20 protein-coding genes are annotated in these 20,446 nt (G+C 40.6%); 9 read left to right on the top strand and 11 right to left on the bottom strand.

Annotated elements, in window-relative coordinates; all coding sequences use genetic code 11:
- Positions 1-218: 218 nt before the first annotated feature.
- Genes hflX through AC1M9J_RS13585 form a run of 3 tightly spaced genes read left to right on the top strand, consistent with a single transcriptional unit; the run spans position 219 to position 2,651 of the window.
- Entirely contained in the window at positions 219-1,550 is a 1,332-nt protein-coding gene (hflX, locus tag AC1M9J_RS13595; RefSeq protein WP_481596616.1) for a ribosome rescue GTPase HflX, read from the top strand.
- 42 nt (positions 1,551-1,592) lie between these two features.
- Positions 1,593-1,964, top strand: a complete 372-nt coding sequence (locus tag AC1M9J_RS13590; RefSeq protein WP_092768555.1) for a hypothetical protein — start codon at positions 1,593-1,595, stop codon at positions 1,962-1,964.
- A gap of 9 nt (positions 1,965-1,973) precedes the next feature.
- Complete coding sequence (locus AC1M9J_RS13585; protein WP_035270007.1) at positions 1,974-2,651, top strand: LrgB family protein; 678 nt, start codon at positions 1,974-1,976, stop codon at positions 2,649-2,651.
- Between the two features lie 78 nt (positions 2,652-2,729).
- On the opposite strand, the gene AC1M9J_RS13580 is transcribed toward AC1M9J_RS13585, so the two are convergent.
- The 4 genes from AC1M9J_RS13580 to AC1M9J_RS13565 form a co-directional block, all read right to left on the bottom strand.
- Positions 2,730-3,581 carry a symmetrical bis(5'-nucleosyl)-tetraphosphatase gene (locus AC1M9J_RS13580; protein WP_180028601.1) on the bottom strand — a complete coding sequence of 284 codons (852 nt, stop codon included), beginning with the start codon at positions 3,579-3,581 and terminating at the stop codon, positions 2,730-2,732.
- Entirely contained in the window at positions 3,582-4,394 is an 813-nt protein-coding gene (gene rsmA / locus AC1M9J_RS13575) for a 16S rRNA (adenine(1518)-N(6)/adenine(1519)-N(6))-dimethyltransferase RsmA (RefSeq protein ID WP_035270009.1), read from the bottom strand. It lies immediately after the preceding gene.
- Between the two features lie 30 nt (positions 4,395-4,424).
- Positions 4,425-5,393 (bottom strand): 4-hydroxythreonine-4-phosphate dehydrogenase PdxA, encoded by a 969-nt coding sequence (pdxA, locus tag AC1M9J_RS13570; RefSeq protein WP_481952508.1) that lies wholly within the window; start codon positions 5,391-5,393, stop codon positions 4,425-4,427.
- Positions 5,394-5,511: 118 nt separating this feature from the next.
- A complete protein-coding gene (locus AC1M9J_RS13565; RefSeq protein WP_481952499.1) occupies positions 5,512-5,784 on the bottom strand; it encodes a hypothetical protein in 273 nt (90 codons plus the stop codon).
- Positions 5,785-6,144: 360 nt separating this feature from the next.
- On the opposite strand from AC1M9J_RS13565, the gene rplM reads away from it, so the two are divergent.
- The 5 genes from rplM to AC1M9J_RS13540 all read left to right on the top strand — a co-directional run bounded on the left by rplM (position 6,145) and on the right by AC1M9J_RS13540 (position 9,620).
- Positions 6,145-6,573: a 50S ribosomal protein L13 gene (gene rplM, locus AC1M9J_RS13560; RefSeq protein ID WP_035270016.1), complete on the top strand. Its 429-nt coding sequence runs from the start codon at positions 6,145-6,147 to the stop codon at positions 6,571-6,573.
- Between the two features lie 12 nt (positions 6,574-6,585).
- On the top strand, positions 6,586-6,972 hold the full coding sequence (rpsI, locus tag AC1M9J_RS13555) for a 30S ribosomal protein S9 (RefSeq protein ID WP_035270019.1): 387 nt from the start codon (positions 6,586-6,588) through the stop codon (positions 6,970-6,972).
- 866 nt (positions 6,973-7,838) lie between these two features.
- Positions 7,839-8,492 carry a glutathione S-transferase N-terminal domain-containing protein gene (locus AC1M9J_RS13550; RefSeq protein WP_481596613.1) on the top strand — a complete coding sequence of 218 codons (654 nt, stop codon included), beginning with the start codon at positions 7,839-7,841 and terminating at the stop codon, positions 8,490-8,492.
- A gap of 21 nt (positions 8,493-8,513) precedes the next feature.
- Entirely contained in the window at positions 8,514-8,948 is a 435-nt protein-coding gene (locus tag AC1M9J_RS13545; protein ID WP_035269488.1) for a ClpXP protease specificity-enhancing factor, read from the top strand.
- Between the two features lie 21 nt (positions 8,949-8,969).
- A complete protein-coding gene (locus tag AC1M9J_RS13540) occupies positions 8,970-9,620 on the top strand; it encodes a hypothetical protein (RefSeq protein ID WP_481596612.1) in 651 nt (216 codons plus the stop codon).
- A 45-nt stretch (positions 9,621-9,665) separates the two neighbouring features.
- On the opposite strand, the gene AC1M9J_RS13535 is transcribed toward AC1M9J_RS13540, so the two are convergent.
- The 6 genes from AC1M9J_RS13535 to AC1M9J_RS13510 form a co-directional block, all read right to left on the bottom strand.
- Complete coding sequence (locus AC1M9J_RS13535; RefSeq protein ID WP_481596611.1) at positions 9,666-11,615, bottom strand: acetyl/propionyl/methylcrotonyl-CoA carboxylase subunit alpha; 1,950 nt, start codon at positions 11,613-11,615, stop codon at positions 9,666-9,668.
- A gap of 83 nt (positions 11,616-11,698) precedes the next feature.
- On the bottom strand, positions 11,699-12,529 hold the full coding sequence (locus tag AC1M9J_RS13530) for an enoyl-CoA hydratase/isomerase family protein (protein WP_481596610.1): 831 nt from the start codon (positions 12,527-12,529) through the stop codon (positions 11,699-11,701).
- A 14-nt stretch (positions 12,530-12,543) separates the two neighbouring features.
- Positions 12,544-13,701 carry an acyl-CoA dehydrogenase family protein gene (locus AC1M9J_RS13525; RefSeq protein ID WP_481596609.1) on the bottom strand — a complete coding sequence of 386 codons (1,158 nt, stop codon included), beginning with the start codon at positions 13,699-13,701 and terminating at the stop codon, positions 12,544-12,546.
- Positions 13,702-13,842: 141 nt separating this feature from the next.
- Positions 13,843-15,456, bottom strand: a complete 1,614-nt coding sequence (locus AC1M9J_RS13520; RefSeq protein WP_179999828.1) for an acyl-CoA carboxylase subunit beta — start codon at positions 15,454-15,456, stop codon at positions 13,843-13,845.
- A gap of 31 nt (positions 15,457-15,487) precedes the next feature.
- Positions 15,488-16,369 (bottom strand): SDR family oxidoreductase, encoded by an 882-nt coding sequence (locus AC1M9J_RS13515; RefSeq protein WP_481596607.1) that lies wholly within the window; start codon positions 16,367-16,369, stop codon positions 15,488-15,490.
- 74 nt (positions 16,370-16,443) lie between these two features.
- Positions 16,444-18,243 (bottom strand): acyclic terpene utilization AtuA family protein, encoded by a 1,800-nt coding sequence (locus AC1M9J_RS13510; protein WP_481952498.1) that lies wholly within the window; start codon positions 18,241-18,243, stop codon positions 16,444-16,446.
- A 160-nt stretch (positions 18,244-18,403) separates the two neighbouring features.
- On the opposite strand from AC1M9J_RS13510, the gene AC1M9J_RS13505 reads away from it, so the two are divergent.
- Complete coding sequence (locus AC1M9J_RS13505; RefSeq protein ID WP_035269534.1) at positions 18,404-19,006, top strand: TetR/AcrR family transcriptional regulator; 603 nt, start codon at positions 18,404-18,406, stop codon at positions 19,004-19,006.
- Between the two features lie 52 nt (positions 19,007-19,058).
- Here AC1M9J_RS13505 and AC1M9J_RS13500 read toward each other — a convergent pair whose 3' ends face one another.
- On the bottom strand, positions 19,059-20,222 hold the full coding sequence (locus tag AC1M9J_RS13500) for an acyl-CoA dehydrogenase family protein (RefSeq protein ID WP_481596605.1): 1,164 nt from the start codon (positions 20,220-20,222) through the stop codon (positions 19,059-19,061).
- Positions 20,223-20,446 lie beyond the last annotated feature (224 nt).

Genomic DNA, 20,446 nt, shown 5'->3' with positions numbered 1-20,446 from the left:
GATTTAAAAATTATGCAAACTACAACTCAATCACCATCAAATCAAGTCATTCCCATCTGGTCGGCACTCTTCTCATTGGCATCAATTGTCGGTGGCGTCTTTTTATTTATGCTGGCGTTTATACTTATGTTCAAAACTGCTTTAGGTTAATTTAAATCTATTTCCCTCAATTGTTCAATTTCCTCTACACTAGAGTTTTGATGTGGAGTATTAGCTGAGTGGAAGTTACTGGACAAAATCAAGCAAATGAACGTGCGGTCTTGGTGAGTGTTAATGTCCAAATATTAGAAGATCTTGATCAAGAAGAATTTCGTTTATTGGCCAAATCTGCTGGTGCAGAGATTCTTGAACATATACAAGCTCAACGTATTAAACCTGACCCTAAATTTTTTATTGGTTCGGGTAAAGCTGAAGAAATCGCCGAATTTGTTGCAGCGGTAGAAGCTGATATTGTCATTTTCGATCATTCCCTCACACCATCTCAAGAACGTAATCTCGAGCGTGTTATTCAATGTCGGGTCATCGATCGTACTCGCCTTATCTTAGATATTTTTGCACAACGCGCACGAACACATGAAGGTAAACTACAAGTTGAATTGGCTCAGTTAGACCATCTCGCTTCACGTTTAGTGGGTGGTCGCATGGGCTTAGATGGCCAAAAAGGGGGTATTGGTTTACGTGGTCCAGGTGAAACACAATTAGAAACAGACCGTCGTTTACTCCGCCTCCGCATAAACCAGCTTAAAGACAAACTTGAAAAAGTCCGCCAGACACGAATCCAAGGTCGTGCAGCGCGTCAAAAAGCGTCTATTCCAACAGTGTCTCTAGTCGGTTATACCAACGCAGGAAAATCCACCCTATTTAATATTCTTGCTGAAAGTGATGTGTATGCAGCAGATCAATTGTTCGCAACTCTTGACCCAACTTTAAGAAGATTAAATTGGGATGGCATTGGAACATTGGTCTTGGCTGACACAGTGGGATTCGTTCGCAATCTTGCACACTCCTTAGTAGAGTCATTCAAAGCAACCCTTGAAGAAACACTTGAGGCGACTTTGCTTTTGCATGTTATCGATTCAAATAGTCCAGACAAGCTTGAGCAAATTGATGCTGTTGAAAAAGTCCTGAAAGAAATTGGGGCTCAGGTGCCAATATTACGCGTATACAATAAAATTGATCAAACGGGTGAAGAGCCTAAAATCATTTATGCTTCTCCCAATTTGCCTGATCGAGTCTATGTTTCAGCACACTCAAGTCAAGGTTTAGATTTACTGCGACAAGCCGTTCAAGAGTGTTTAATGGGGCAAATACAACAATTTGAACTCACACTCAGACCTGAATATGGCAAATTACGCAATCAACTGTATGAATTAAATGTGATTCAGTCTGAACATTATGATGATCTAGGTCATTTGATTTTAAATATTCAAATTGCGCCACATAAATTAGAGCAACTTATAAAACAAGCACATTTACCAATTGATCAAATTCTTGGTGATAAGGCGCAACAATTTAAAAGACCTTTAGAAGAGTTTGAAATCAAATCATAAATCAGTTAAAACGTGATAAATAATGTTAAAAGTATAATCATGATGCAGTGGATGAAAACGATAGATTGGCCAGCATGGATTGGCACCATAGTGCTTATTATTGGCTTCCGAGAAGGTTCAGTTTGGCTTATGACTCAATTGAATCATCCCGAACTGGGCAATCTTGTCGGGTTGCTTTCCTTACTACTTGTACTGTTTGCTTGGCGTAGATTTGGCACTCTTCCAACCAGAGTTGTCGATGTAAATAATAAAATCATGAAAGAAAGTGCTTTCGCATTTTTACCAATTAGTGCTGGGGCATTGGTTATGTTGGTTCATATGGGTAAAGAAATTCCTCTTTTTTTACTCGTACTCACGTTAAGTACACTTATTCCACTTTGGGTTTACGCCAAAATGGCAAAACGCTGGTTATAGGAGAGAAATATGCTCGCAATTTTAATCGGCTTTGCTATTACGTTATTCGCCTATTTAATTTCAAAACCCTGTAACCGTGTCGTACCACAGATTCCTGTAATTGTATTCGGGATGTTCTTTGTGATCGTCATCTTACTGATTATTGGTATTCCTTATGATCACTACATGAAAGATGTCAATCCGATTTTTGATCATTTATTAGGATACGTCACAGTGGCTCTCGCGATCCCACTTGCAGCAATGCGTTATGACGATTTACCACTAAAAGGCATTTTAGGAATATTAGTGTTTGCTAGTGTCAGTGCTGTCGCATTGCCTATGGGCTTAGCGTATCTACTGCATATGGCAGATTCGACCATTATGGCTTTCGCTACACGTGCAGTGACAACACCAATCGCAATTAATATTGCGACCTTACTCCATGCACCAATTAGCTTAGCCATTTTAATCGTTATTTTATCTGGTGTGATTGGCGCAGCTTTTTCACCACTCATACTACGTCATATTAATGATGAGCGTGCCTCAGGCTTAGCACTCGGTTTAGCAGCCCATGCGATTGGGACAGCTCAAGCTTGGCAACGAGGCAGTGTAGCTGGTCGTTATGCTGCATTTGGTATGGCGGTAAATGCAACGTTTACAGCCGTTTGGCTCCCTACTTTTATTCACTTTTTAAAAGCGACCTCTTGATTTACCCACGATTGAAAATAAAAAAGCCACTGATGAGTGGCTTTTTTATTAGACGAAAACGACCTAAAGTAGATGATTCTATGCAAACATAGGATTATCTACAGCAAACATTTGCTGATCTTCAAGACGATACGCCATTAATTGATTGCCCCAGACACAACCACCGTCAACATTCTGAATATGCGCAGATATTGTTCTGCCCTGTAAGGCAGCCCAATGTCCAAAAATGACTTGATGAGTTTGAGCAGCTTTTGACTCATATTCAAACCATGGCTGATAGCCAGCTGGCATCGGCTCATCTAAAGCGTCTTTAAAACTAAATTCAAGTCGACCCTCTGGATCAGTCAAACGCATACGGGTTAGATAATTCACGATACATCGTAAGCGCTCATGTCCTGTTAAATCATCTGACCATAATGTAGGTTCTTTACCATACATTTCTTTCAAAAATGCATCCAGAACATCAAAATCATCATGCGCAATAACCGTTTCAACCTCTTGAGCAAACTGTTTCACTTGCTCTACTGTCCAAATATGTGGAATACCCGCATGTGTAATGACAATATTTTCATTTGGACATAAACATAAGGGTTGTTTGCGTAACCAGTCGATTAAATCATCACTGTCAATCGCATCAATCACATCACGAGTATTGTCTTTCTCTTTAATCTCTTTAATGCCCCTTGCGCACGCTAACAAGGTCAAATCATGATTACCCAAGACTGTCGCAGCAACGCCTCGATCGACCAGTTTCTTGATAAAACGTAAAGCGCCAATCGAGTTTTCACCACGTGCGACTAAATCACCCGCAAACCATAAAAAATCCTGATCAGGATCAAATTTGATTTCCTTGAGTAACATTTTCAAAGCTTCAAAACAGCCCTGAACATCACCAATCACGTAATTATATCGAATGTTTTCACCAGCCATTTATGCATCTACCATTTGATCTGCAAGTGCAACAAATTGAGCAAGTGTTAATGTTTCTGGACGCGCCATTGGATCAACACCAGCTTTTTCAAATCCTTCCTCTTGCAACATGCCTTTTAAACTGTTGCGAAGTGTCTTACGGCGTTGTGTAAATACATGGGAGACTAAACGTGCCAAGGCTTTTTCATTCTTCGCCACTATTGGTTTTACATCATACGGCTCTAAGCGAAATACCGCAGAAGTTACTTTGGGTGGTGGGTTGAACGAACCAGGTGGCACTTCAAACAAGAATGTCGGTTTACAGTAGTACTGAATCATGACTGATAAACGACCATATTCTTTGGTATTTGGTGATGCCGTAATACGATCGACCACTTCTTTTTGCAACATGAAGTGCATGTCTTTGACCTTGTCACCAAACTCTAAGAGATGAAATAACAAAGGCGTAGAAATGTTATAAGGTAAGTTACCGACAACACGCAACGGACGACCATCAAACAATTCAGTGAAGTCGTAGCGTAAAGCATCAGTTTCCACAATAGTTAAACGTTCAGGATGCGGTACACGACCGGGTAATCCAGCTGCTAAATCACGGTCTAATTCAATGACAGTCAAAGCATCACATTCACCAATTAAAGGCGATGTTAAAGCAGCAAGACCTGGACCAATTTCAACAATATTGTCACCAGTACGCGGGTTCACCGAACGCACAATTTTGGCAATGACACGTTGGTCATGTAAGAAGTTTTGACCAAAACGCTTACGCGTGTGATGCCCTTCATCTTTCGGGTTTAAGGCATTAATCTGATACATAAAGATTTCCAACGTGTAATTAAGACAAGATCACTGACGCGCTAAATCGAGCGCTAAGTCCACAGCCACATGTAAGCTCGAGCTTTTCGCAAGTCCAGTACCTGCGAGGGAGAGTGCTGTGCCATGATCGACAGAGGTGCGAATAAACGGCAAGCCCAAAGTAATATTAATGGCTTCACCAAATCCTTGCGATTTTAACACAGGTAATCCCTGATCGTGATACATGGCTAAAACTGCATCGGCATCTTTTAAATTTTCTGGTGTAAATAAGGTATCTGCAGGCAGACATAAACTCATGTCTATCCCTTGCGCACGATAGCGTTCAAGTACAGGATTAATCACTTCGATCTCCTCCACTCCTAAATAACCATCTTCACCTGCATGAGGATTTAAACCGCACACCAAAATTTTGGGAGATTCGATTTTAAATTTTGATCTTAAATCATGAATTAGAATGTCGATGACCTGATGCAAGCGCTCAGCTGTAATCGCATCCGCAACCGCACGAAGGGGTAAGTGCGTGGTTGCAAGTGCAACACGTAAGGTTTTGGTTGCCAGCATCATGACCACGCGTAATACACCAGCAAACTCTTGGTAAAACTCAGTGTGACCACTGAAATGAATACCTGCCTCATTGATCACTGACTTTTGTACAGGTGCTGTCGCCACGCCAACGCTTTTACCTGACATCGCATAGTCTGCAGAACGGCGGAGTTGTTCTAAGACATAACTCGCATTTTGAACATTTAACTCACCCAGTACTACACTTTCATTTAAAGGAATATGTTCCACAAAAAGCTGACCCACTTTTGACGATGTTTGTTGCCCTTGATACTCAATCACTTCAACTTCAAGATGAAGTTTTTCTGCACGTTGCTTGAGCATTTGTATATCAGCAAGCACGACGAGTGGACGCTCATCCAAACGTTGCGCAAGGCTTAAACAGATATCAGGACCAATTCCAGCAGGCTCACCGCTGGTGACATACAAAGGAAGCATAACGATCATCATTCAAGGATTTTTATTATTTTAATACAGATCGAATGTACGATGTTCAACAATACCAAAATGGTAAAATCTTAGCCCTCTGATTTTTTTAATCGTTCTTTTGAGTCTTTTAGCGCCAATCCATACGAAATCTTGCATCTAATAGACCCAAAGCATGAGCGACTTCGGATACACATACAATCACGATGACGAAGAACAAACCCAACAAAAGAATGCGTCTAATCGTTGAACGCGCTGAATAAAATGCTGAATCTTTAATGCACAAGAAACCAAAGCCACTGATTAAATAGATGATCCAAGGGAAAATCATAAAATGTGCATACATTGAATATATAAGAATGACACTTAAAACATCGATTCCATAAATAGCGCCAAACACCATGCTAACACTAAATATATTCCGAGAAAAATGAATAAAAATCCGGTCAAAAATTTCGTCACCTTGCTCACTTTGATTTGATCATGGCGTGAAGATAAATCTGAATGACGAACAGGAGGAGAGAAACGATCATTATTATTTTGTGAACTCATCAAAACTCCGAGCTATTATTATGATTATTTCCTCATTACAAACGAAATTGATTAAATAAACCGCTATACTTTTCAATCTAAATTAAATAGAATATGCCCCTCGAAATCTTAATATTTTGATTGTGGTTCTAGTGTTTTTCCGCTAGAATTCGCTCTCCTTTTTGTTTGGACAGATTCCACCGTCCAAACCAACTATAATAGGTAGTGGTTAATGAAAACTCTCAGCGCTAAGCCAGCTGAAGTTCAACACGACTGGTACGTTGTTGATGCTTCTGGCAAAACTTTAGGTCGTCTTGCGACTGAAATCGCACGTCGTTTACGCGGTAAGCACAAAACTTCTTATACTCCTCACGTTGACACTGGTGATTACATCGTAATTATCAATGCTGAGCAAGTTCAAGTAACTGGTAATAAGTCACTTGATAAGAAATACTATCGCCACACTGGTTTCCCTGGTGGTATCCGTGAAACTAACTTTGAAAAATTAGTTGCTCACAAGCCAGAAGAAATCTTCCAACGCGCTGTAAAAGGCATGTTGCCAAAAGGTCCTCTTGGTTATGCTATGATCAAGAAAATGAAAGTGTATGCTGGTGCTGAGCATCCTCACACAGCTCAACAGCCACAAGTTTTGGACATCTAAGGGATACAGCACATGGCTACTAACTATGGTACAGGTCGCCGTAAGACCGCAACTGCACGTGTTTTCCTATCTGCTGGTACTGGTAAACTCGTTATTAACAACCGTTCTTTAGAACAATACTTCGGTCGTGAAACTGCTCGTATGGTTGTACGTCAACCACTAGAGCTTTTAGATGCTACTGAGAAATATGACCTTTACATCACTGTTGCTGGTGGTGGTATCGGTGGTCAAGCTGGCGCAATCCGTCACGGTATTACTCGTGCATTGATCGCTGCTGATGAAACTTTAAAACCTGCTCTTCGTCAAGCTGGTTTCGTTACTCGTGATGCTCGTGAAGTTGAACGTAAGAAACTTGGTTTACGTAAAGCTCGTAAACGTCCACAATTCTCTAAACGTTAATTCGTTTTCCGAATTCGGACAAAAAAACCTTGGCTTATGCCAAGGTTTTTTTTTCATCTTTATATTTTCCCTTACTCATGAAAATCAGTCGTACACGATACTTTAAAATGAATATTAAACGCTGATATCAATAAAAAGACGCTAGTTTTTATTGCTCTATTTTGACTGACTTAAACAAATATATGCTTAATCATCTCCAATTTGAGGATTGTTAACTTTTTACAACTTTATTAAAAAATACTTTCATGCAGTTTTTTAAATTAAAGGGATAAAAATGTTAAATAGGGAAATATGTTTATCATTCGCCGTAGCCGCTACAATATTAGGTACATCCAATATTGCACAAGCAAATAACTCACAATCGATAGATGCTTTAGCCGTGTGTTGGCAATCCAATACGGGTAAGCATGTTTGTGATGGACCCATACAAAGATTAATGTCTTCATATGAAAACATAAATAAAGCATTAGAGTTAGTTGGATGCTCAGATGGATATCCTGTACAAAATAACAGTCTGGTACATCGATCTTTAGGTCAAAAATTCTCAATGGTTTACAAGTGTGGCTATAAACTTAGACCTGGCGACACAAGTGCATTAACTAACAATCGCGACGTCCGTCAATGGTGGAGTGGAATCATACATTAGTGCACAAGGCCGATTTAAAGATCGGCTTTTTATATCGCTTTGGATAAAAAGCTAAAGATTAAATTTCAACAATACAAGGATAAAAATTAAAAAAAACGTTCCAGACATAAATACGACTCAATATAAAATTCAAGTGTTTTAATATGCATCGCTCATTAAACGATGATTTTAGCGTGCATTTTTAGTATCCTTATCTATTCATTAATACTTTGATTGGAATATGTCAGTCGAAACCACCCCATTACAAGGCATCACCATTTATAGTCATGCAGATGACTTTCGATCGCATTGGATTCGCTTCTTACTGGCAGAAAAACAAATTAAACATAATTTATTTATTGTCGACGAAGACAACGAGGATCTTGCGAGTTTAAATCCATACAATCGACTCCCGATGATGATTGAAAATGAGTTAAAACTTTTCAATACATCCATCATTTCTGAATATTTAGATGATCGCTATCGTCAGAATAAGTTATATGCAGATGCTCCTGCTCCACGTGCAGAACAACGCCAATATATATGGCGTTTTGAAAATGACTGGTTAAAACTTGCAGATGATATGTTGCGCCACCCAGACACACTTGATGTTGACGCACAAAAGGCAGCCCAAAAAAAGTTAAAAGATACGCTTATCTCGCTGACACCTTTGTTTCAGCACTATCCTTATTTCATGTCTGAACAATTTACAATTTTAGATTGCATGTTGGCACCGATTTTTATACGGTTAAGAACGATGGGTATTGAGCTTCCAAAGCAACAATGCCGCCCGTTTTATTTATATTGCCAGCGTGTTTTCAGTCGTCCAGCCTTCATTAAGTCCATGACGGTTCAGGAAAAAAATCGTTATAGTCCTGAATTAAAATCCGCTTAAAAAAGCAAAAGAGTGAGTCACATGTCTGATCAAGAAATCAAATTAAGTCCAACTCGCCCGTATTTAGCACGTGCGATTTATGAATGGATTTGCGATAACAATCTCACCCCATATCTACTGGTAGATGCCACACAGCCTTATACCGATGTACCTACACAGTTCGTTCAAGACGGTCAGATTGTTTTAAATATCGTGCCACATGCTGTGCATCAACTACACATGAGCAATGAAGCGATTACCTTTTCTGCACGTTTTGGTGGTGTTTCCAAAGATATTTATGTGCCAATCAATGCTGTACTCGGGTTATATGCAAAAGAAAATGGTCAAGGATTATTCTTTGATCCTGATGAATATGCCAATGCACAAACGGATGAAAATCCGATAGAATCTAAACAGCAACAAAATCAAGAAAATGAAGCACCAAAGAAAAAACCGAGTTTAAGAATTTTGGATTGAAAAAACTTACAGGAGAGTTGAATGGCTTTTGATTTAGTACAATATTTTGCTGAGCAGACCAAAATTCAAAAGCCTCAGCTGTTGAAACAGTATCCAGCTGAACAACGGCATGAATATCTCAATGAATTAAATATCTTAGCTTTAGGTAAACTCATCAGCCTATGGCGTAAAGACGAAAAAAAAATATACCAAGAAATTCATGCCGCTGACCAACTTTATATTCAAGAAGTCGCACGGCATTTGACGACATCTCAACATAATCAGTCTACGCTGTCTCATCAAGAACTTGAAACTGCGACATCAGAGATTTTGACCTTACAGCTTAATGAACTTAAACAACTTGATGTAACAGGTCATTATCAACTACAAGGCATGAATGAATTACTTCAGGGTCAAGTTGAACATCTCTCTGGTAAAGCAAAAGATTGGGTTTGGCTAACAAATAACCTAAATGAGTTGATTGGTTCTCAACCTGTCATTCAAGAAGAGATATCATTAGACCAAACGATGAAGGAGTTTCATGACATGGTCAATCAAGTTCAACATGATCACCACGATGTTGCTGAGCCAGAAGTAGTGGCTACACCAACTTGGGCAAAAGTTTTAGAACCTGTAGTTGCGATTGCAATTCTTTGGGTGCTTTACTGTGCCGTACAAACAGTATTTGCATAAATCCGGTCATAAAAAAAGCCATCGTTAGATGGCTTTTTTTATTGCTTATTCAGCATCAACCTCAATATTCATCAAGATTTGACGTTTTTTCACTTGCTGACCAACTTGTCCTACGATTTCACCCACAACACCGTCGACATCTGACTTAATTTGCTGTTGGATTTTCATCGCTTCAAGAATCAATAATGTTTGCCCTTTAGTTACACGCTCTCCAGGTTGAGCAATGACATTTATAATTGCACCATCCATTGGGGCACGAATTTTACCATCCCCTGCCACATCGGCAGTCTCAGGTGGTAAATAGGTAATATTTTCCACCATGACGTTGCCATTCGCGCGATCTAAATAAACAAAATTACCATCAAGAACATAGTCGATTCGACGTCGAATTCCATTAATGCTATAAATCAATTGCTGTGTATTTTGCGCTACAACCTCAATCGACTGGCTTTCACCACAGGTTTCAACACTCACTGAACGACCATCACGATGCACAATGAGATCTAACTTTTGATCATCATATCGAAGTTTCAGTGGTAATGCTGAAGAAACTCCTGTGTTCCAATCTGTTTGCGCAGATGCATTTATCAACAACGCTGCAATCAATGCTAAGCTTTCTAAATTTAGACTCTGTTTATTCAAACTCACATCACTTTGGAAATGCTGTTGAATAAAACCAGTGTTCACATCACCCTCCACCACAAGTGGATGACGTAATAAGTTAACTAAAAACTCCTTATTACTGTTTACACCTAACAGTACAGAATCATTTACAGCACGTGCAAGTAAACGAATCGCATCGGTACGTGTTTTGCCATGTACGATGATTTTAGCCACCATTGGATCGTAGAATGGGCTAACTTCATCAGTTGGCATCATACCGTGATCGATACGTACGCCTTCTAAATCCGAAGGTTGCCAACGTAATACTTTGCCTGTTTGTGGTAAGAAGTCTTGGCGTGGGTCTTCTGCATATAAACGCACTTCAATGGCATGACCATTCATAGTCAATTCTTCTTGCTTGAGCGGTAATGTTTCACCGTTTGCCACACGAAGCTGCCATTCTACAAGATCAAGACCTGTGATCATTTCTGTTACAGGATGCTCTACTTGCAAACGTGTGTTCATTTCTAAGAAATAAAACTCGCCTGATTGATCTAGCAAGAATTCAACCGTACCTGCACCCACATAGTTACAAGCTTTGGCTGCTGCAACTGCTGCATCACCCATCGCTTGACGTGTTTCTTCTGTAAGAACTGGACATGGTGCTTCTTCAACCACTTTTTGGTGACGACGTTGAATCGAGCAATCACGTTCAAATAAATACACGTAGTTACCATGCGTATCACCAAACACTTGGATTTCCACGTGGCGAGGTGCAATCACTGCTTTCTCGATAATCAACTCACCCGAACCGAAGGCATTTTCTGCTTCAGAACGTGCCGTTTTTAAAGCTTCAAGCAAGTCCACTTCTTGGTGAACAAGACGCATACCACGTCCACCACCACCTGCTGATGCTTTTACCATCAGTGGGAAGCCTACTTTCTTCGCTTGATCTGCTAAAAAGTCGATATCTTGTTGGTCGCCTTCATAACCCGGTACACATGGTACGCCTGCTTCGATCATGGCGATTTTAGACAAACGCTTGCTACCCATGAGCTCAATCGCACCTGCAGGTGGACCGATAAAGATAATGCCATTTTCTGCACATGCTGCAGCAAAATCAGTATTTTCTGATAAGAAACCATAACCCGGATGCACCGCATCTGCGCCAGTTTTCTTACATGCTTCGATAATATTTGGAATCGATAAATAAGATTCTGATACTTTTGAAGGACCGATATAAACCGCTTCATCTGCGACTTGTACGTGACGCGCATTTTTGTCGGCATCTGAGTACACAGCAACGGTTTCGTAACCTAAGGCTTTTGCTGTACGCATCACACGAGCAGCAATTTCACCACGGTTTGCAACTAATACTTTTGTAAACGCCATAGTTCCACCAATTTTTTAGGCTCCTCTGATCTTGAGGAGCGTATCCTTTTTAATTCACATTCATACAGGCGTTGGAATGTGGTTTATTCTGCCCAGCTTGGTTGGCGTTTTTGAATAAACGCCATTGTGCCTTCCATTCCTTCTGCGCTTGCCACGGCATCTGCAAATTGACGTGCTGCATCATCAAGTAACGGCCCCAATTCTTCTTTGGTGGTACGATGTAATAATGCTTTGGTTGCACGCGATGCCAATGGCGCACAGCGTTTAATTTGGGTAATGGTTTCTTCAAGTGCTGATGCAAGTTCAACTTCATCTGCAACCACTTGATGCACAATCCCCACCTCTAAAGCGGTTTGACCCTTAAAGCGCATACCTAATAAGGCTAAACGACGTGCTTGAGTTAAGCCAACACGTGTCACCACAAACGGTGCTATTTGTGCAGGTAAAATCCCTAAGCCAGTTTCAGGTAAGCCAAATTGTGCTTCTGCATGCGCAATTGCAACATCAGAGACACATGCCAAACCGAAACCACCACCGAGTACAGCACCTTCAAGTACAGCCACAACCGTTTGTGGTGCTTGATCGACTTGCTCAATCAGCGCACCAAACGTACGGTTAAATTCGGTATAAGGTGTGTTGTTGCCCACTTCCATTGCTTTAGCACGGATCGCTGCCATATCTTTAATGTTACCACCTGCACAGAAGTGACCGCCTTTACCACGCAAAATCACTGCACGTACAGACACATCATCTTTAATTGCTGTAAATACAGCCTGAATGGATTCCACCATTTTTAGGCTCATGGCATTACGGCTTTCAGGATGGTTTAACCATAAGGTTAAAATGCCACCGTCTTGCTCTAGGATGATGCTGCCATCAACCTCTAAATTGGCAATTGAACTTGATAATGTCATATCAGATCTCCTGCTTATTTTTTCTTACCAGGAAGGATGTCCATCATCTTACAGATAATGCCAAGCATGATTTCGTCCGCACCACCGCCAATAGATACTAAACGACCATCACGGTAGAACTGAGCAGCTGGGTTATCAGCCATAAAGCCATTACCACCCCAGAACTGTAAGCAGCTATCTGCAACTTCACGCGTTAAACGACCCGCTTTTAGTTTTGCCATAGATGCCATTTGCGTTACGTTTTCGCCTTCGATATGCAATTGGCAAGCACGATAGGTTAATGCTTTCAGTGCTTCGATCTCCGTCATTAACTCAGCAAAACGGAAATGGATATATTGGTTATCAATTAATGGCTGACCGAAAGTTGTACGCTCTTTAGTGTACTGAATTGTTTTTTCGATACATTGCAACATACCGCCCATTGCATTAGCTGCACCCCACATACGCTCTTCTTGGAACTGAAGCATTTGCATCATAAAGCCCATGCCTTCTTGACCCACCAAATTACGTTGTGGCACACGTACGTTGTCAAAGAACACTTGTGCAGTGGTACTAGAACGCATACCTAACTTTTCTAATGGCTCAGAGAATGTAATACCCGGTGTATTTGCAGGAACAACAATCATTGACTTGTTAAAGTGTGGTTTACCATCAGATGTATTCGCTAACAAACAGAAAAAGTCTGCTTGTAGAGAGTTTGTGATCCACATTTTATGACCATTGATAATGTAGTCATCGCCATCTTTAGTTGCTGTGGTTTTCAGTGCTGCAACGTCAGAACCTGCTTGAACTTCAGATACTGCAATAGCTGCAACTTTTTCACCTGCAACTGCTGGCGTTAAAAACTCATCACGTAATTCTTTGCTACCAAAACGTGCAATTGCAGGAGTAGCCATGTCAGTCTGTACACCCATCGCAAGTGCAACACCACCCACGTTGATACGACCTAATTCTTCTGCAACAACAAGGTTATAAGAATAATCGAGTGCCAAACCACCGTTTTCTTCAGGTTTACAAATACCTAATAAACCCAAATCACCCATTTTTTTGAATACTTCGTGGATTGGGAATTGACCCGCTTTTTCCCATTCTGCTGTATATGGGTTGATTTCGTTTTCTACAAATTGACGTGTTGTACGGCGTAGCGCTTCATGTTCTTCAGTAAATTTCATTTTTTGTCTTCCTTAAAATTTCAATATTTGTTTTTTAATCTTTAATATACCTTGCGAATCCATGCTTCTCACCTCTTTAAAAAGAGGGGGTATTCCTCACTTTTTAAAGGGATGAGGAATATATTCCGCAAGAGGGATTGATTAGAATCTTGGCACACCAAAACGTGTTGGATTCAACTCACGTGCTTGTGATTCATTAATGGTTTGCAATAAGAAAATCAGCAATTTACGTGTATCACGTGGGTCGATAATGCCATCATCATGCAACATCGCTGTGTTGAATAATGCAGTCGATTGCGACTCTAATTTCATTGCTGTCGATTGTTCTAAGAAGTCCAACATTTGCTCATTTGGCTCCATGCCAGATTCACGTTGTTTCGCTTCCGCAACAATACGAAGTACCTTACCTGCTTGCGCACCGCCCATTACCGCAACACGAGAGTTCGGCCATGAGAAGATAAATTGTGGGCCAAGTGGACGACCACACATCGCATAGTTACCTGCACCGTATGAACCATGAGCAATGATCGAAATCTTCGGCACTGTACAGTTGGCAACCGCTTGGATCAGCTTAGAACCATGTTTGATGATGCCGTTTTGTTCTGCATCTGTACCCACCATAAAGCCTGTGGTGTTGTGCAAGAATAAAATCGGGCGACGTGTTTGTTCACATAACTGAATAAACTGCGCTGCTTTTGCTGCACCTTGTGGGGTAATTGGACCATTATTAGTGATAATGCCTAAATGCATACCACCAATTTGCGACCAACCACATACCGTATGTGAGTCATACTCATTTTTAAATTCGAAGAAATCAGAATCATCAACAATACGTGCAATGATTTCTTTCATATCCAAAGGTTGTTTTGGATCTGATGGAATGATGCCAAGTAATTCTTCTGCTGAATAACGTGGCTCTTTATATTCTGGTGTTTCAAGCTTAACTTGCTCTTTCCAGTTTAAATGCTTAAAGATTTCACGTGCGATTCGGATACCATCGGCATCATTTTCTGCCAAGTATTCTGCTGTACCTGCCACTTGAGCATGCATTTCCGCACCGCCCAATTCTTCAGCAGTTGCGACTTCACCTGTTGCAGCCAATAACAATGGCGGACCTGCGAGCAACATTTCAGTTTGCTTACGTACAGTAATCACATAATCAGAAAGACCCGGTTGGTATGCACCACCTGCTGTTGCGTTACCATGGACTACAGAAACTTGTGGAATCCCTTTTGCAGATAAACGTGCTTGGTTGGCAAATGTTGTACCACCAGCAGTAAATACTTCTGCTGCGTAGTTTAAGTTTGCACCACCACTTTCTGCTAAAGTAATGATTGGTAATTTTTGCTCTAACGCAATTTGGTGTAAACGAAGGCTTTTGTGTACACCCATTGGAGCAATCGTACCGCCTTTGATCGCACTGTTATTGGCAGCCACCATACAACGTGTACCATTTACAAAACCAATCCCTGCAATGATCCCGCCACCTGCTTCTGAACCATCTTTATCATCATGCATCTTGTAACCCACAAGACCACACAACTCTACAAATGGAGAATCTGCATCGAGCAACATACGTACACGCTCATGCGGTAAAATCTTTCCTTTTTTATCAAACTTAGGCTTAGCTTTATAAGAACGATCTAGCGCACTTTTTTGAATCGCTCGAATCTCTTCGATTTGCTCGAGCAATTTCGCTTTATTCTGTTCAAATACTTCGCTTCCTACTGCAACTTCGGACTGAATCACTGCCATTCCGTTTCCTCCTTGTTCCTTATAATCTCGATTAATTCTTTTCGTCTTTTTTCTTTAGTACATCTGGAATAAATGCACGGTGGAAGCCGTTATAAGACTCACTATTTTCTGCAGATGATAATGGGAATACGCGTGTACCTTGTGAAGCCGCACCATCGATACGTACTGTCATCCCTGAAACAAAGTTGGCAGCGTCAGATAATAGATAAACAATCGCCGAAGATACTTCCGACTCTGTTCCCATACGTTGTAAAGGCACATTGCTAGAAAGGTTAGGGATAATGAATTCTGCGACAGGGCCTGAATAGGTATCCATCCCTGATGAGATAATCCAACCAGGTGCCACACAGTTTACCCGCACACCTGATTTACCCCATTCCACCGCAGCCGTTTTGGTCAGGTTATCAACACCTGAACGTGCTGCACCTGAGTGCCCCATACCCGGCATACCGCCCCACATATCTGCTGCCATATTGACGATGGCACCACCATTTTTTGCCATCCACTGGTTATAGGCTTCACGCATAAGATAAAAGGTCGAATGTAAGTTATTACGGATGACAGCATCAAAACCATTGGCAGAAATACTTTCTAATGTTGATGGGAACTGACCGCCTGCGTTATTCACTAAACCATCAATACGACCGAATTTTTCGATCACTTCCGCAATCATTTTTTTAACTTGTTCTTCTTCGCGGTTATCACACACGATGCCATGTGCACGACCACCATCTTCAGTGATTTCAGCAATCACATTTTCAAGTTTTTCGATCTTACGACCTGTAATCACCACTTGCGCACCAAGTGATGCAAGCTCATGCGCCGTACAACGACCAATGCCCGAGCCACCACCTGTGACAATCACGACTTTGCCAGCAAATGCATCATTTCTAAATATCGACTGATAACCCATTACTTACACTTCCATATATGAATCAATTGTTTTTTTTATTTTGCTTGGGCATCAGATGATGCCCGTACGCTGGCTTACAATAAATTTGCAGGAACTTTTACCGGTATATCTAATAATTGTTGTGCAAATGCTTTGCCTTGTGGATCAATACGTAAGCTCGCAACACCACCACCACCAAGCGCATCAATTAACAAGAAGTTAAGTGCATTTAAGCCCGGCAATTCATAGCGACGTACTTCGCCACCATTACCACCTTCAAACACATGCTTCATATATTCCGCAACATTGGCTTCAGTTAAAGATGCACGAATCCAAGGTAAAAATTCTGGTTTACGTGCAAGTACACCGATGTTGCTGTAGTTACCTTTATCACCACTACGTGCATGTGCAACTTGAACTAAAGGCACTTCAATTTCGTTACCAGTTAAAGTTGCCACTTCCCCTGCTGGGATGGTTGGAATTTCAGCAAGTAGCTCACCATGTGGTACAGAAACTTTATGACGCTCACCATTGATATCCACTTCAACATTTAGTTGAGATTTCTCTACCAAGAACGAGAATAATTTAATCACTGGAGATGGTTTTGGACGACCACCGACAATACCTGTTAATGCAGGTGCCATACCTGTAGAAGCTTGTGCAATCTCAGAAGCAAAGAACATACATGCTTCTTTAAACATATGTTTAACGGCAATTTTCACTACAACTTCACGTGGTTTTTCTACACGGCGGTTTGCACCATAGGTTGTTTCTGTACCTAAAATCTCAATTGATTTTTCAGTAAATGGTGGAATCGAACGAAGCGCCATTACACGCTCAACTTTATTTAAAATTGCGTTTGATACTGCATACGCTTTTTCTTCTGCATCCTGCCCTGCAAGTAAGAAGCTGACTAATACACGGTTACCATCAGGATAGGTCGTGCTTACTTTGTAGTGTTGTGTTGGCGCTGTACCTTTTGCACCTGTCACAAGTACACGATGCACACCCACTTGCTCAAGTTTGACTTGGCTAAAATCAGCCGTTACATCAGGCAATAGATAAGCTTGTGGATGACCAATCTCATATACAATTTGTTCGCCTACCGTACCCGGAGATACTAAACCACCTGTACCATTTGGCTTAGTCACCACAAATGATGAATCTGCTTTCACTTCAACAATTGGGAAGCCCATATTGTCAAAGCCTTCAACCAAACGCCAATCTGTGAAGTTACCGCCAGTACATTGTGCACCACACTCAATCACATGACCTGCAAGTGCCGCCTGTGCCAATTTATCGTAATCCGCTAAATCCCATTTGTATTCATGCAATAAAGGCCCAATCACCACAGCCGAATCCACGACACGACCTGTGATCACAATGTCTGCACCTAAATCCAGAGCGTCACGAATCCCTACAGCACCCAAATAAGCATTACTACTTGCGACATGTGGAGGAAGATCCTCACCATTAAACATTTCTTTTATATTTTGTTTTTGAAGTTCAACGTGCTGATCCATTAAATCATCACCAAGTACCACCGCAACTTTCAAATCTAAACCAGCATTTTTGATCACTTCTTGAAGTGCATCACGGCATGCCAATGGATTTACACCGCCAGCATTACTTACAACTTTGATTTTCTTGTCCGCAATTTTGTTGATGAGCGGTGTCATAACACGACTAACAAAGTCCAATGCATATCCATGAGAAGGATCTTTCATTTTGGCCTTTGCCATGATAGACATGGTGATTTCTGAAAGATAATCAAATACTAAATAGTTAATATCCGACATGTGTACCAATTGAAATGCAGCTGTGTTGGTATCTCCCCAGAAACCTGAAGCACAGCCAATTTTTACAATTTTTTGTTCGTCCTGAATATTTGTCATAACCATCTCATTATTCTGTTTAGAATTTGAGCTTAATCTACCAAGCAAGCGCTTGGTTTGTAAAGTGCAAAATGTTATTATTATTTGCAAATCTGCTTATTGCGCTAAAATTTGCATGGAAGCAACGCGTTTAGAAAACAAAATAGGATAAAATAACAAGATGATCGCGACCTCTATTGACCAAATTCAACCAATAGCCTGCTTTGACGATACACCACGTGGTCGTTTACTTTTGGGGGCAGCTTATTTATTCCATAAACAAGGTTATGCCAAAACCACTGTTCGTGAACTCGCACAGTTTATTGGTATCCAATCTGGAAGTTTATTTCATCATTTCAAAACCAAAGACGATATTTTGGCGCATGTGATGGAACAAACCATCATTTACAATCACGCTTGCCTTGAAAGTGCCATATCCACTTCAGACCATCCAGAGCAACAACTCAAGGCTCTGATTAAAGCTGAACTCGATGCGATCTCTGGGGATACAGGTTCCGCTATGGCTGTATTGGTCTATGAATGGTTTTCACTTTCTGAGGAAAATCAGAAGAAACTATTAAAATTAAGAAATGATTATGAAGGGATATGGCTGAGTGTCATCAAGGTATTACATGACAAAGGCAAAATTAAGCACGATCCTTTTATCTGGCGAAGACTGATTGGTGGTTCAATCGCTTGGACCGTAACTTGGTACAATCCAGAAGGGAAAATGTCACTTGATGAGTTAACCAATATCGTCTGGGATATGGCAATGAATGCTTAACTTTATATCTGATCAATTAAAAAAGGTGGCTTAATCCACCTTTTTATTTCTTTTAGAAGCCCAGCTGTCGGCTTGCCAAATCTTTCATAATTTCCTCAGCTCCACCGCCTATCATATTCACTTTAACTTCGCGATATATACGTTCAGATTTCATGCCACGCATAAAGCCCATGCCACCTAGTGTTTGAACGGCTGCATCAGCACAGAATTGCATAGTTTGCGTTGCTACGTTTTTGAGCATACAAATTTGTGCAATCATTTCATTCCCTTGAAGTTCAGGACGACCCATTTTATATGCCGTATCTTCAAGTAAAGCGCGAGTCGTTTGTAAACGTGTTGCCATATCTACCAATTTATGACGAACAACTTGATGATCTACCAAGCGTTTACCAAAAGTACGTCGCTGTTGAGCCCAATCTAGAGCTTCTTCATAACAAACTTTTGCATAACCATAACTACTCGCAGCCAAGAAAAAACGTTCCATATTGAAGTTATTCATAATCACAAAGAAGCCCATATTCTCAGGACCAATCAAATTTTTTGCAGGCACTTTAACTTGATCGAAGTGCAAATGAGCGGTATCAGACGCCCACCATCCCATTTTATCTAACTTCGTTTTTGTAATACCTGGCGTATGGGCATCAATCAGTAGCATTGAGATACCATTGGGTCCCTTTCCTTCAGGATCAGTTCGAACGGCAACAGTATAGTAATCAGCACGAATACCAGAAGTAATAAATGTTTTTTCACCACTGACTATATAGTAATCACCTTCTTTTACTGCTTTTGTTTTAAGTGCTGCAACATCAGAACCTCCGCCTGGTTCTGTAATTGCTAAAGCAGAAATCTTCTCACCTGATAAGATTTGTGGCAAAACCTCTGCTTTCACCTCTTCACTTGCAAAGCTATTAATTGGTGGCGCACCGATCATATGTGAAAGTAATGAAGCGATTAACCCACCTGATGCCGCCTTTGCCAACTCCACACATCCCAATAAAGTATAGAATGCATCTGTATCTGGGATACCACCGTATTTTTCATCAAAACCTGATGCCATCAATCCAACTTCTGCAGCTTTTTTGTAGAGTTCTCGTGGAAAAGTTTCAGCTTCGTCCCACTCATTTACATAGGGAATAATTTCTTTTTCTACAAATTTTTTTACTGCATCTGCAAATGCAAAGTGTTCATCTGTGTAATAGATCGGATTGTATTGCATCAACTATGTCCCTGAAATTATTTAAATCCTCATAGGCATACTGACATTTATTGTTGTTTTTTTAATTGCAAGAATCATCAATCTTTTGGCATAAATTAACTGATTGGAGCTTCTTATTCAGTTACAAGGGTTTAATTATTTTAAATTCGATTTTTATATATAAAAAAACACCCCCTTCTATTGAAGGGGGTGTTTAGAATAATGAGCTGGCGATGACTTACTCT

It is taken from the genome of Acinetobacter sp. ANC_7588, from assembly GCF_056783995.1.
This window is presented reverse-complemented; position numbering and strand designations above follow the sequence as displayed.